Origin of the sequence: Lentilactobacillus dabitei, from assembly GCF_019061365.1 — a bacterium.
In the GTDB taxonomy this organism is placed as follows: domain Bacteria; phylum Bacillota; class Bacilli; order Lactobacillales; family Lactobacillaceae; genus Lentilactobacillus; species Lentilactobacillus dabitei.
This window is the reverse complement of the sequence record NZ_JAHPPD010000006.1, coordinates 39,585-53,467: the sequence shown is the minus strand read 5'-3', so window position 1 is coordinate 53,467 and position 13,883 is coordinate 39,585. Positions and strand designations below refer to the sequence as shown.

The 13,883-nt window shown below is 41.3% G+C and carries 10 protein-coding genes; 2 read left to right on the top strand and 8 right to left on the bottom strand.

Annotated features, from left to right (window positions below):
* Positions 1 to 341: 341 nt before the first annotated feature.
* The 6 genes from KTE19_RS01865 to KTE19_RS01840 form a co-directional block, all read right to left on the bottom strand.
* Positions 342 to 2,405, bottom strand: a complete 2,064-nt coding sequence (locus KTE19_RS01865) for an LTA synthase family protein (protein ID WP_217341481.1) — start codon at positions 2,403 to 2,405, stop codon at positions 342 to 344.
* 35 nt (positions 2,406 to 2,440) lie between these two features.
* Complete coding sequence (locus KTE19_RS01860) at positions 2,441 to 3,469, bottom strand: lysylphosphatidylglycerol synthase transmembrane domain-containing protein (RefSeq protein WP_217163931.1); 1,029 nt, start codon at positions 3,467 to 3,469, stop codon at positions 2,441 to 2,443.
* Between the two features lie 2 nt (positions 3,470 to 3,471).
* Entirely contained in the window at positions 3,472 to 4,494 is a 1,023-nt protein-coding gene (locus KTE19_RS01855) for a glycosyltransferase family 4 protein (protein ID WP_217163933.1), read from the bottom strand.
* A 23-nt stretch (positions 4,495 to 4,517) separates the two neighbouring features.
* Complete coding sequence (locus tag KTE19_RS01850; protein ID WP_217163935.1) at positions 4,518 to 5,702, bottom strand: glycosyltransferase family 4 protein; 1,185 nt, start codon at positions 5,700 to 5,702, stop codon at positions 4,518 to 4,520.
* A 303-nt stretch (positions 5,703 to 6,005) separates the two neighbouring features.
* Positions 6,006 to 6,272 (bottom strand): phosphocarrier protein HPr, encoded by a 267-nt coding sequence (locus KTE19_RS01845; protein WP_217163936.1) that lies wholly within the window; start codon positions 6,270 to 6,272, stop codon positions 6,006 to 6,008.
* 132 nt (positions 6,273 to 6,404) lie between these two features.
* Positions 6,405 to 6,614: a hypothetical protein gene (locus KTE19_RS01840; RefSeq protein WP_217163938.1), complete on the bottom strand. Its 210-nt coding sequence runs from the start codon at positions 6,612 to 6,614 to the stop codon at positions 6,405 to 6,407.
* Between the two features lie 149 nt (positions 6,615 to 6,763).
* Between KTE19_RS01840 and KTE19_RS01835 the strand changes: the two genes are divergently transcribed.
* A complete protein-coding gene (locus KTE19_RS01835; RefSeq protein ID WP_217163941.1) occupies positions 6,764 to 9,010 on the top strand; it encodes an ATP-dependent Clp protease ATP-binding subunit in 2,247 nt (748 codons plus the stop codon).
* Between the two features lie 154 nt (positions 9,011 to 9,164).
* Positions 9,165 to 10,307: a MucBP domain-containing protein gene (locus KTE19_RS01830; protein WP_217341480.1), complete on the top strand. Its 1,143-nt coding sequence runs from the start codon at positions 9,165 to 9,167 to the stop codon at positions 10,305 to 10,307.
* 236 nt (positions 10,308 to 10,543) lie between these two features.
* Here KTE19_RS01830 and KTE19_RS01825 read toward each other — a convergent pair whose 3' ends face one another.
* Both KTE19_RS01825 and KTE19_RS01820 read right to left on the bottom strand, forming a co-directional pair.
* On the bottom strand, positions 10,544 to 11,971 hold the full coding sequence (locus KTE19_RS01825; protein WP_217341479.1) for a C69 family dipeptidase: 1,428 nt from the start codon (positions 11,969 to 11,971) through the stop codon (positions 10,544 to 10,546).
* A 24-nt stretch (positions 11,972 to 11,995) separates the two neighbouring features.
* Positions 11,996 to 13,576 carry a peptide chain release factor 3 gene (locus KTE19_RS01820; RefSeq protein WP_217341478.1) on the bottom strand — a complete coding sequence of 527 codons (1,581 nt, stop codon included), beginning with the start codon at positions 13,574 to 13,576 and terminating at the stop codon, positions 11,996 to 11,998.
* Positions 13,577 to 13,883: the final 307 nt, after the last annotated feature.

The window sequence follows — 13,883 nt, the reverse complement described above, 5'->3', positions numbered from 1 at the left end:
CAAATGTTTGGTTCCGAAATGAATCGGAACGCCCTGCACATTTGTTTGTCGAAAATTTTGTTCAGTTTTCAAAGGTCTACAACGTTGTTTTAAAAGGCTCATATGTCCTCCGCGACAACTATTTAAATATACCACGCTGCTATCAATATGTCAACAAACTTTTTTAAATCACTTTTAAGTTGAAATGACATACCTTCGAAACAGCATCTATAAATATACCGAAAATTCGGGCTCCCGTCAAGCATAAATTCAAAACAATTTTATAAAATGCTTCTAGTGGGTTTTAAAAACAAGAAAAGCCCCAAAAGATCAATATAAATTGGTCTTTCAGAGCCATCACCTTATTTTAATTCTGGCGCATCCGTCTTATATAAACTCATGGTCGACTTACCGCCATTCTTGGCTTCAATACTTGTTAGATGTTTTTCTTGGGCCTTCTTTAAATTATCAATCCCTTTAGTGTATTGATAGGTAAAGTCCTTACGGTTCACTTTCTTGAATCCCTTTGGTGTATAGAAGCGTAGCAAATCACCATAAATCACTCGATCTGAAAGCGATAATTCGGTTGTTACGTGGTTTTGGATGCTGGCAATTTCCTTCTTTTGCTTGGCATTGGGGGTGATTGCCTGACCCGTTTTAGTCAGGTACACCGTGCTACCAACCTTTGTATACTCAGGAGTAACAAAATCTCCGTTTCTAAAGGCAACCCGCTGATCATGCTGCTTGGATAACAAGTCAGTACCGAATTGAATCGTATTGTTATTCTTATCACCCAGTAGATGTAGCAAAGTAGGCAGCACATCGATTTCACCACCATAACTATGATCAACTTTCCCTTTTAGGCCATCTGCATGGATCATAAAGGGTACCTTCTGGAACTGAGCAAGATCATAATTATTAATCGATTTCTTGTGTAGGAGCTGGGCAATCGCCGGCCGATGATTATTGGAAATCCCATAATGGTCACCATAAACCACAATGACACTATTTTTCATCAAGCCAGTCTTACGAAGATAATTCAAAAATTCTGCAAATGCCTGGTCAAGGTAATGGGCGGTCTGAACGTATGGATCGACCGTCTTATCACCCGTTGTCGTTGCAGGAAAATCGGTATTCTTCTTATCCAATTCATACGGATAATGATTGGTAAGCGTAATCAGCTTTGCATAGAACGGTTGGGGTAATTGTTGAATATAGTTAGCGGCATCTCTAAAGAAGATCTTATCTTTCAAGCCATAACCAACACTGTATGAAGGCTTGATCTTGTAATACTGTGAACTAAAGAAATACTGATAGCCCCAGGACTTGTATGTACTATCCCGGTTCCAAAAACTGGGAACATCACCATGAAAGGCAGCAGTCGTATAACCCCGCTGATCGAGGATCGCAGGAGCTGCCTGATACGTATTTTGTGCGCCATAGGTCACCATTGCTGAACCTTGCGGCAAGCCATAAAGTGAGTTCTCCAACATCATTTCAGCATCTGAAGTTTTCCCTTGGGCAACTTGATGATAAAAATTATCAAAACTGACAGTATTCTTGTTACGGAAAAACTTGTTAATGTGTGGTGTGACTTCCTTACCATCCACTTTGTAATTAATCAAAAATTGTTGGAAACTTTCCAAATGAATGATAAAGACATTCTTCCCCTTTTCCTTACCAAAATACGCTGGATTGGGTTTGGCTCTGGTGTGCTTTAAGTATTTCAAAATACTATCCATGTCACTCGCCTTTGCATGCGACCGGGTAGCCGATTCCTTTTGAGTTTGGTACGCATTAAATGCTGCGTATTCATTTAGTCCTAAGTATTTAACAATATAGTTATTATCAAAAGTCCGAGTTAATAGACCGGTCCGATCAGAATTGGCCAGTCCGTACTCACCCCCCATTAACAATAGGGAAATGAACGAAATCAAAAGGGCATAACGCTTTTTGAACGGTTGGGCATCTGTCTTAATCCCATGGAAAACAAGTAATCCAATCAGAATTAAAATATCCAGGAAAATAAAGAAGTCACTAAATCGAACAATTTCGACGAGGCTCTTTCCGAGATTGTTCTGAACGTTCCCACTTCCCTTAATGATTCCCATTGACAAAAAGTCGGAGAATTCCCGATAGTAGACAATGTTAGCAAAGATCCAGATAGTCTCCAAGAAATCGATAATCATCATCAGCCAGTATGAAAGTCGACCACTAAAGTATAAAGCAATTCCAAACGTCAGTAAGGCAGCTGGGATTGGATTCACTGCCAGCAGGAACTCCTGCATCCCACCCTTAACACCAAGCGAGAACTTGGTTAGGTAAACAATATACGTTTTAATACAAAAAAGTATGACGATCAGGAAGAAAAATCCCAACCGAGTATTCAAAATATTCGAAAAACGATATTTTTTATCAGATATCATCTTTGTTCCTCCAAAAATATCCGATAAGCAGCCATTCAAGCTGGTTTATCAGAATCATCAACTTTATCTGGTTTGGTTAATAAAGCAAAGGCCCCAGCAGCCATTCCGAAGTAGTATGTCAATAAACGCCAGAGAATCATGGCAAGTACCAACTTACTATTGCTTGAAATAAAACTATGAAACAATGATTCGAAACTAAACTCAGCACCACCTGACCCACCAGGAATCGGAAAGAGTGAAATAATCATGACAATCATAATGTGGAGACTGGTTACCATGAAAATATTGGCACTGTAATAGCCAAGTGAGAGCATAATGAAATATGGAATCAGGTAATAGAACAATAATTGGAAGAAAGTGAGCACGACAACCTTTAATAACAGCTTTGGCTGACGACCAATCCGAATGCTTTCCTCATATAAGTTGTCGATTTTTTCATAGAGAGTAACCCGCATGGCATAATATTTTTCGTCTTTTGTAAACCATTTTACCGGATGAAAAAGGATTTTGGTTACTTTTTTAGTGAATCTTGGCCAATACATAATCATTAAGAGGCCAACGATCACAAAAAAATGGATCAAAAAACCAAATAGCACGAACAATGCCAAAAAATGCAGCTTACTGGCAACAAAATGAAACCCAATAATTAAACTAATAAAAAAATTGATAACAATCATCGCCTGATAAACAACGAATTTCATTAGTAGAACCGAACTCGCACGACCGCCGTCAATCCCGGTTTGGAGCATCACAATGAGTTGCCCAGGTTGGCCACCAGACGAAAACGGCGTAATTCCATTAAATAATTGTTCGACTAATGGCACTCGTAACGCATCTTTGAGGGTAAAATTCTCAACGCGGTTTGAAACCAACACCTTGGTGACGAAACCTTCAATCACTAGATAGGCACAAATACATAGAAATGCCACCAGCAACCACCACGGATCAAGGGTGAAAAAATCATGAATCAATACACTTAACTTGATGTCCTTCATCGAGTACGCAAGAATGGCAGCACCAATGATCACCATTACAAATAGGGTGATTTTATTATTTCGTGACATTGTTACCCTTCCTCAGCTTGTTTCCTGTAAAAATCATACCAAACTTTTGCCAAGTGAGATTCTGAGTATCGCTCACTAGCCGTTTTCGTTACTTGCTTCAATTCATTCAGCTTGGCGTCATCGGTGATAAGCCCTACTAGTTGGTCATTCATCTCATTGACATCTTTTGCGGGCAAATAATAGCCGTCAATGATCGACTTATACAAGTCCAGGTCACGCAACATGACTGGTGTATTGGTCGCAAATGCCTCTAAGACAGACATTGGAAATAGCTCATTGTATGATGGTAAGATAAATAAATCGGCCAGGTTATAATAATCAACCATCTTTTGACGATCGATGATCCCCGGGAAAGCTAAATTGCTGGGCGGGTCCTTCACAATTTTCTCGAGTTCCGCGTACCCTTCAGTGATCTTGCCAAACGAAAAGCCACCCGTCCAGATAAATTGGACACTTGGATTGCGTTTGGCAAGTTCAACAAAGTCCAAAACGCCTTTTCGAGTTTGAATTTGACCACTGCCTAACACCGTAAACCGATCTTGCTTGTACCCATGAGTCGCTCTCAATTCGCGTTTACGCTGATTGTCAGCAGGATAGAACTCAGTTGGACTCACAAAATTTGGAATATACGTAATGTTGTCACTTGGAATGCCATACTTCTCCAACTTGGGAATAAACGATGGATTCACGACAACAATATGATCCATCCGTTTGTAAAACGCAATCACGTATTTGTAAAAGACTCCCTTAAACGGTTGAGGAATTTTTAAACTACCTTCCAAAGTCTCTGGAATGAAATGAACGTAGCCAATTTTTCGGCCCCGCTTCTTGGAGAAGGTAGAAAGGTAAAAACTGGGATTAATCGTGTGATAGTGACTGATATCCGCTTTGGCATAACTATTAATTGTAATCTGAAAGTCCTTTGGAAAGCGCTGCTTTAACATCGCAATTAATTCATCATAAGCACTACCCACACCTTGGCCCTTAACCTTGTCGGCAGTCGAGAACATGTTGATCTTAAGCATAGAAACTCCTTCAGAAACAGTAATTATTCGATATTAATCGTTGGATCTTTTGGCAACTCCTGTTCAACCGTCACGTTATGATAAAAATCGACAACCCGATCGGCAAATGTTTCAGCAGAAATCGTCTTGAGCTTTTTCTGTAAAATTCCTTTGGCTTTCCCTGTGTTATTTTGGACAGGTTCCGTGAGATAGTTAACAACCGCATCCACATATCCTGAAGCATCGTGATAGGTTTGCCCCAACGTCCGGTTGTTTAACAGCGCATCCGTGTAGTCGCTTGTTGTCACGACAACGGGCAACCCAGCAGCCATCGCTTCAATATAGGTCAGTCCTTGAGATTCAGATTCAGAGGCAGAAACAAACACATCCGCAGCCCGATAAAATGCGTTCACGTGGTCATTACTGATTTCGCCAGTAAAGATCACGTGATCAGCTAACCCGAGCTTATCAGCCTGATCCATCAAATCTTGTTTGGCCGGACCATCGCCGACAATCATTAATTTTGCATCGGGAACCTTAGTAAGAATATCCGGCACCCAGTCAATGACTTGGGCTAAATTCTTTTCATAAGCTAACCGGCTGATAGATAACATCAACGGCGTATCCCTTGAAATGTGATACTTGGTTCGAATATCGGTATGAAGTTCTTTGGCATACATGCCAATATCGATTCCGGTTGGGATGATCCGCATCTGACTTTTAACCCCATAGTCCGTTAATTTGTCGAGCACGCGATCACTTGGGGCAATTACGCCAGATAAGTGATAGCAGAATGCCAAAGTACCTTCCTTAACATGGACAGGTTTGAGCAGCTTACCATTGGCAACGTAATGCAAATAATCTTCATACATTGTGTGATAAGTATGAACACAGGGAATATTCAAATTCTTGGCTACAAATTTTCCAATCACACCCATTGAAAATTCCGTTTGGGTATGGACGATATCTAAATTCAGCTCTTTAGCAATTTCATAAGCTTGAAAAAGCCCCCGAACTGCGATCCGCCGATCTGTAAAGGAAATGAATGGAATACTGGAAAATCTGAATATGTTTCGTTCATATGTATCTTTATCAACGTGAGGATCAGTCGTCGTAAAAATGTAAACCTGGTTTCCTTGCCGTTCCAACTCGTTCTTAAGCGTTCGAATCGAGGTGGCGACCCCACTGACTTGTGGGAAATAGGTATCAGTAAAAATTCCAATGTTCACGACTAATTCCCCTTTCTGGTGGTACAATTTAGTATTTCGAAGGCAGCAGCAACACCACTAACGGTAGTATCTGGACCGTGTCGTTAAAATGTGCGCCCAGATCTGCACACTGTGCCAAAGTGACCGCTTCACCCATTGCAGACGGCACTGTAGTGTAACAATCGTTATAATTATATTGGTTTAGTTCTAGTATTGCAAACGAGTCAAACTAAAAAAACAAGCTGCTAATCAACCGTTTATAGCCGTTAGCAACTTGTTTTTTAAGTTATTTATAAGTCTAGTATTCATCACAATGAACATGAATTAGTCAGTGAGTCCTTCAGACTTCATTGCTTCACTGATTGCAGCAATTGCCTGCTTTTCGTCGTCGCCGTCAGCAGTAATTGTTACTGATGCACTTTGGCCAACACCCAATGACATCACACCCATGATTGATTTCAAGTTAACGGACTTTTCTTGATATTCAAGGGTAATATCTGAGTTAAACTTGCTTGCCGTCTGGACTAATAAAGTAGCTGGGCGAGCATGAATTCCTGTTTCTGCCACAATGTTATATTCACGTTTTTCCATTATAAATCATTCTCCTCTGATCAGTTTTATAAACTCCGAAAAATAATTTTAAAGTTAAAATTATTCCTTACTCATCTTAGAATAGCAATATATCAACCAAAATACAAGCTTAACCTCAACCGCTTACAGCATTTATTGCGTTTTTTTGTCATCTTCGTCGCGTTCAAAAACATATGTCACCACACCACCTTGATTTGCGGTCCCAATCACCCGCTTGCGCTTGTCAAAATTCATGTAGGCCACCTGGAAATCCATGAAGTGGTCTGGGTGCACTTCAATCCTATCAAGCTCTCCGGATTCTAGCTTCTTCAGTTGTTCCTCATAATTTACGTCTTCTGCCAATGGTTAATCATCTCCTTAAATGATCTGTTCAGTCCAATTACTTGATTACATCATATGTTGTTGTATAATAATTTCAAAGGTCAAAGTTGGTCAGTAACTTCATCCTTCGTTGTCCTTTTATTTTCTATATTAAAGGAGGAAAGCAATTAATGCTATGCCAAAATTGCCATAAGAATCCAGCAACCATTCATCTTTATGCGAGTGTGAATGGTCAAAAGCAAACAATTAACCTTTGCCAAAATTGCTATCAACTCCTATCGAACAAACAACGTAACACAGGAGGTGCTCAAAATATGGCTCAAGATCCATTTGGATTTGGTGGCTTAGACGACATTTTCCGCGCAATGCAAAACGGAAATGTTAATCCAAACTCCCAACAAGAAATTCCGCCTACCCAACCAATGGGACCAAATAACGGTGGCGGTCCAAGAGGTCCTCAACAAAATGGCAACTCACTTCTCGGCCAATATGGTATCAATTTAACCCAACTTGCCAGAGATGGGAAAGTTGATCCAGTTATCGGTCGTGATAATGAAATCCGTCGAGTCGTCGAAATCTTAAACCGTCGAACCAAGAATAATCCAGTTCTCATTGGAGAAGCTGGAGTTGGTAAAACAGCTGTTGTTGAAGGATTAGCCCAGGAAATTGTTTCTGGCAACGTGCCTTCAAAGCTGCAAAACAAACAAATTATTCGCCTTGACGTCGTTTCACTTGTTCAAGGAACCGGGATCCGGGGCCAATTTGAACAGAGAATGCAGCAATTAATCAAGGAAGTTCAAGACAATCCAGACATCATCCTATTCATCGATGAAATCCATGAAATTGTTGGTGCCGGAAATGCCGAGGGTGGCATGGACGCTGGTAACGTCTTAAAGCCCGCACTTGCCCGTGGCGAATTCCAGTTAATCGGTGCCACAACGTTAAAAGAATATCGTGATATCGAAAAAGATTCAGCTTTGGCTCGTCGACTTCAACCAGTGACAGTTGAAGAACCTTCACCAGAGGAATCGATCAAGATTTTGAAGGGTATCCAGAAACGTTATGAAGATTACCACCACGTTAAGTACACGGATGATGCGATTAAGGCAGCAGTTAAGTTGTCCGACCGTTACATTCAAGATCGATTCTTACCTGATAAGGCCATCGATTTACTCGATGAAGCCGGCTCTCGAAAGAATTTGACCATTAATGCGGTTGATCCTCACACGGTTGACGAAAAGATTCAAAATGCCGAGAAGCAGAAACAAGCTGCTTTGAAGAGTGAAGATTATGAAAAAGCCGCTTACTATCGTGATCAAGTAAGTAAGCTTGAAAAGACCAAGGAAAACGGCAGCGTTAATTCCGCAGATACCCCGCAAGTAACTGCAGAAGACATGGAAAAGATTGTCGAAGAGAAGACTGAAATTCCAGTTGGTGAATTACAAGCCAAGGAACAGCAACAACTTCGCAACTTAGCTCCTAACCTTGAAAAGCACGTCGTTGGTCAAAACGAAGCTGTTGAAAAGGTTGCTCGGGCTATTCGTCGTAACCGGGTTGGTTTCAATGGAACCGGCCGGCCAATCGGTTCATTCCTATTTGTCGGCCCTACCGGCGTTGGGAAAACTGAATTAGCTAAACAACTCGCCTATGAACTATTTGGTTCAAAGGATTCCATGATCCGGTTTGACATGTCTGAGTACATGGAGCCGCACTCAGTGGCTAAGTTGATTGGTTCACCTCCTGGCTACGTTGGGTACGAAGAAGCTGGTCAGTTAACTGAACAAGTTCGTCGTCACCCATACAGTCTGATTTTGTTGGATGAAGTTGAAAAAGCCCATCCTGATGTTCTTCACATGTTCCTTCAGATCCTTGACGATGGTCGTTTGACGGATAGCCAAGGACGGACGGTTTCATTTAAGGATACCATCATTATCATGACGAGTAACGCCGGCCAAGGTGATTCAGAAGCCAACGTTGGTTTTGGTGCTGCCGCTACCGGCAAGACCCACTCAATCATTGACAAGTTGACCAACTACTTCAAACCAGAACTATTAAACCGTTTCGATGATGTTGTTGAATTCAGCCCACTCTCAAAGGAAAATCTCCAGAAGATTGTTTCGCTGATGATCGATGATGTTAACAACATGCTTGCCCAACAAGGATTGTTCATTAATGTGACTGATAAAGCCAAGGCTAAGTTGGTTGAATTAGGATTCAATCCGGCAATGGGTGCCCGACCACTTCGTCGAGTGATCCAAGAGCAGGTTGAAGATAAAGTCGCTGATTACTATCTTGACCATGAAGGTGCCGCTCGCTTAACTGCCGATGTTGATCGTAAAGGAAACATCGTCATTAAGACTGACAGTGAAGCAAAGCCTGCCACTAAATCAAATGGTTCAACTAAAAGTGATCAATAATTGATCAAAAAAGTGATTCGAGCAAATTGTTCGGACCACTTTTTTAGTACATAGAATTTGCCATAAAGAATTGTTCACCAATTATGAAGCGCTTGATTTCGCAGTCCCTTAGATTATGATATAATTTTATATAGAACCTTTTAGGAGATACGAAATGACGCTGATTGATTGGCTTAGACGAAAATTGAATAGTTCTCCCCCCATTCGTCCCCAAGCGCGGCAAAATCGCATTAATCGTCGCAATCATTACCGGCGACACAAACGGGAAACGGTTAACGTAGATCCTGGATCTGACTCAATTCAGTCCGCCGATAGCCGCCAAAATAAAGAAGTGCAACCAGCCCCTGCTGATCATCAGGTTAAAGAACCGCAACCAGTTGATCAAGCGCCAGCCAAAACCGACTTCAGTTACGAAAGCCGGCAACAATCACAAATTTCCATTTTTTATTTGGATGAAAATCAACACGAAATTCGCCCGGCAGACATTTTAAATGGCTTTAGCGGTGATCGTCTGCATTTTCGATTTCCAACGTTTGCGGACTATTTCATCACTGCCATTGATAACTTCACAAGTTATTTTGAAGATGATGACCAAGAAATCACCGTTCATTACGAGTTGCGCCAAGGTCAGCCGGTCCTCATCTATTCTGTGGATACGGATACTAGCAACATTCTTCAATCTGTCAATATTTTGAGTGACAAATTGGGGAAGAAGTATCGAATTGATTGCCCAAATGTAGCTAATTATCGATTGATCACCAGTACAGGCAATACTTTGGGCCATTTCAACACTGACATTCAAAAAGTCATTTTTGCCTATCGGCGGGCCGACTGGAAAACGGTTCAACAAGTTGAGTATTACGTCAAGTTAACGCGCCACCATGATGTGTTTGATGAGCCCAATGGTCACATCCTGCGAACTGGGTTGCCAAAGAACCTGGTTTTAAAAGTCTTTGGTAGCGTCATTACTTCGAACGGTACCAGCTGGTTAAATATTGGCGGCTTTGAATGGATTAAAAATCATCTGCTTGAACCAAGTGACCCACCAGTTCAAGAAGTTGCTGGACCAATTACTGAAACATCCCGCAATCCAGTTCGGTTGTTTGGAACCATTAGTTTTGTCCCAGGGCGTTCGGTTGCGGTGTTTGACCAACCTTATGGAACTCAAACTAATGAATTACTTGATGGCAGCAGAGTCTCGATTGTCGCAACAATTGTGGACGATCAGGATTTAATTTGGTATGAATTAGCCGATCATTCGGTGATCCCTAGAAATTATGTGGCTGTTGATGAATGAAATTGTGAGCGTAACAAATAGCCGTTTTGATCCAAGTAATTGAAAATACTTTAGCAAATGTCTCAAAAAATTGTCCACCACAAAGGGCCCCTGACCATCAATCCACACTGGATTTTGGTCGGGGGCCCTTATTTCATTGCATTAAATTGCTAGGCTGCTAGCACGATGATGCCTTCAAAGGCCAAACTGCAAGCAGCCACTCTTTGAAGGTGAACGTAGGCTGCTATTTTTTCAGACTACAGGTTCTTATCATACTCAAAGGTTAACTTCGAAAGGTTTAATCCCTTTTCAATCAGCTGATGATTAAAATGCTCCGTGGCAATTCTCATCATTTTAACAACTTGATGATTCTGCTCTGTCAAATAATTCGTCAATTCAGATCCCTTCAAGCCCTTTGCTTCATCAATCGTATCTTGAACATGGCGACGAAGCTTTTCCTTGGAATCCGTCAAGAAATCAACATCATCTTGAGCAAACTCTGAATAGTGGGTTTCAACTAACATTGACAACTTTCGATACATCCAGTACGCACTTTCATCATCACAGTGCAATGGTGTGTTGGCATAGCTTTCGTCCGTATCATTAGCATTAGCAAAGAATGGCACGTATGGTGAAAATGCGGGTACCCCAAAGCAGAGCCACATAATTGCAGAACAGCCGCCCGTCACGTCATTACGAATCTGCAAAACATGGGAGTTTTGCGTCCGATTCATCGCAATTGGTCGGAACAGCGTCTTCGTGTCTTCGTTGCCTGGTGCTAAAGGATCATACTTAGTTTCATTGAAATGAGACCCCAAGACAAATTCAATATCCTCAACCGTGATCTTCTTATCTGTATGACAAATAAAAGGTAAGTCAGATGAAGTTGGATCTTGCTCAATTTCAGGGTTGAAATAGTGCTGACCATACCAAACCCGAGGCGTGTTATAGTGACGATCTTTTTCGTTATCCGTTCCAAAAATCCGCCGGAAATCAAAACCTGTTTTGTGATTATTTAAATGATATTTTTCAACAAACTCTTGAATCCCGTCAGAAGACATAAAATTATCAGAATCATTAAAATCAACTTGTTGAATCGCAACTTGGTTAGCTGCTACTGCATAAGCATCATCTGGAATTCGTTGAGCAACCCAATGATGTCCCGTTACAATTTCCATATACCAAACTTCGTTATGATCACTAAAAATCACACCGTTGCCTTCTGGTGACCCATACTTTTTAATCAAATTGCCAAGATATTTGACGCCATCTCGAGCTGAGTCAATGTATGGCAAAACCATTGACTGAAGAGAGTCTTCTGCCAAGCCATTTTTGACCAACGGATCATAGGCGAGGGCCCGTTCGTTACCATAAACACTTTCGGTCGCACTCATTGCAACATTTTTTTCGTTAAATCCACTTTCAGCGTAAACGCCTTCTTTAGCAACGTCTGCATTGGGGGTCAATGAATACCGGTAGCCATTTTTGGGTAGTGGGGCTTTAAACCCATTTTGGTTAGATACCCAAACTTCGTCACGATTAGAAACGGCCGGTTCAACGTAGAAACGTTGGGGTGTCAGTGGCAAAAATGTGTCATCATTTCTAGCAACCATTGTCGACCCGTCGATCGAGGCCTTCTTACCTACCAAAATTGTGGTACAAGCTGATAAATGTTTTGTAGCCATGTGTGAATCTCTTCTTTCCAAAAATTATAGTTTAGAAGTTAATTTTACATCTGGATACTTATCTTTGAACCATCGCAAGGCAAATTCATTCTCAAACAAGAATAATGGATTGCCAGCCCGATCTTTCACCAATAGATTTCGCGAGGATGACATTCTTTCATCAAGTTGGTCTGGATCAATCCACCTGGCAATCTTATGACCAAGGGATTCCATATTAACTTCAGAGTTATATTCATTTTTCATTCTGAACTGGAACACTTCAAATTGCAGCTGACCAACGGCTCCCAGAATGTAATCATTGGTCGTATAAGAAGTATAGATCTGAACAGCCCCTTCTTGGACGAGTTGATCAATTCCTTTATGAAATGATTTTTGCTTCATGACATTTTTTGCAGAAACCCGCACGAACAGCTCCGGTGTAAATTGTGGGAGCTTTTCGAATTCGATCGGCGATTTACCCGTATAAATCGTGTCACCAATTTGAAAGTTTCCGGTATCATAAAGACCGATAATATCACCGGCAACAGCCGTCTTAACATTTTCACGCGTATTTGCCATAAACTCAGTCACGTTTGACAGCCGCAACTTCTTCTTGGTCCGATAGAGGTTCACATCCATCCCCTTTTCGAATTCACCGGAACAAACTCTGACAAAAGCGATTCGATCCCGGTGATTAGGGTTCATATTAGCCTGAATCTTGAAAACAAATCCAGAGAAACGATCAGCATCTGGGGAAACCACATCGCCTTCCTCGGTCTTATGGGCACTTGGAGCTGGCGCATATTTCAAATAAGCGTCAAAGAACGTCTTAACCCCAAAGTTTACCAAGGCTGAACCGAAGAATACCGGTGTTAAATCTCCCGTGGCAATTTTAGCTTCGTCAAATTTATTACCGGCCATATCCAGTAAGTCAATATTATCTTTAGTTTCTTGAAATTGATCATTTTCAGCCAGTTCTGGATCATTGATCGGATTGTTGTGATCATCCAATTTGACAATTGTGCTGTCCTTATCATGATCATGATTATATAGCTCAACTTGATGATTATAACGATCATAAATCCCATCGAGGGTCTTTCCCATTCCGATCGGCCAATTCATCGGGTAAGCGTCAATGCCTAAAACATTTTCCAATTCATCAATCAAATCCATGGGTTCACGGCCATCCCGGTCAAGCTTGTTCATAAATGTGAAAATGGGGATTCCCCGCATCTTACAAATTTGGAACAATTTTTTAGTTTGCGGCTCAATTCCTTTAGCCGAATCAATCACCATTACGGCTGAATCAACGGCCATCAAAGTCCGATAAGTATCCTCGGAGAAATCCTCATGCCCAGGGGTATCCAAAATATTAATCCGTTTGCCGGCATAATCAAACCGCATCACAGAACTGGTAACGGAAATTCCACGCTTCTGCTCAATTTCCATCCAGTCGGATTTAGCAAAGTTGCCGGTCTTTCGGCCCTTAACGGTACCTGCAGTACGAACAACTCCACCAAACAAAAGCAATTGTTCAGTGATAGTCGTTTTTCCGGCATCGGGGTGAGAAATGATCGCAAATGTGCGCCGGGTGCTGTCTTCCTTTTTTAATTGTTGGGTATTCATGTTAACTTCCTTTCAGACGAGTCAATAACTCATTAATTTTAACACGTTTTCGACCACGCTCCTAGTTGTGGTTATGATTTTGCCAGCATAAGTGTTGAACAGTGAATAGTTGGATACTTTTGAGACTGAAATTGTCACAAAAAGCAACTTGTTCTTAGAATCCATGCGAAAGAGGCTAGACCATATGTCAATTTCCGATCAGTAATCATTCGCGTGGATCGTCTCTGTTATTAGTAGAAAAGCGGCCAAAATGATTGATTCTGGTCATTTAACAAAAAGGACCAACTATCCCACCAGGAATAATTGA

What these genes read in the sequence shown, in the direction of transcription:
- KTE19_RS01845 (WP_217163936.1), bottom strand. Translation starts at nt 6,272, where the DNA reads ATGGAAAAACGTGAATATAACATTGTGGCAGAAACAGGAATTCATGCT.
- KTE19_RS01835 (WP_217163941.1), top strand. Translation starts at nt 6,764, where the DNA reads ATGCTATGCCAAAATTGCCATAAGAATCCAGCAACCATTCATCTTTAT.
- KTE19_RS01820 (WP_217341478.1), bottom strand. Translation starts at nt 13,576, where the DNA reads ATGAATACCCAACAATTAAAAAAGGAAGACAGCACCCGGCGCACATTT.
- KTE19_RS01830 (WP_217341480.1), top strand. Translation starts at nt 9,165, where the DNA reads ATGACGCTGATTGATTGGCTTAGACGAAAATTGAATAGTTCTCCCCCC.
- KTE19_RS01860 (WP_217163931.1), bottom strand. Translation starts at nt 3,469, where the DNA reads ATGTCACGAAATAATAAAATCACCCTATTTGTAATGGTGATCATTGGT.
- KTE19_RS01825 (WP_217341479.1), bottom strand. Translation starts at nt 11,971, where the DNA reads ATGGCTACAAAACATTTATCAGCTTGTACCACAATTTTGGTAGGTAAG.
- KTE19_RS01865 (WP_217341481.1), bottom strand. Translation starts at nt 2,405, where the DNA reads ATGATATCTGATAAAAAATATCGTTTTTCGAATATTTTGAATACTCGG.
- KTE19_RS01855 (WP_217163933.1), bottom strand. Translation starts at nt 4,494, where the DNA reads ATGCTTAAGATCAACATGTTCTCGACTGCCGACAAGGTTAAGGGCCAA.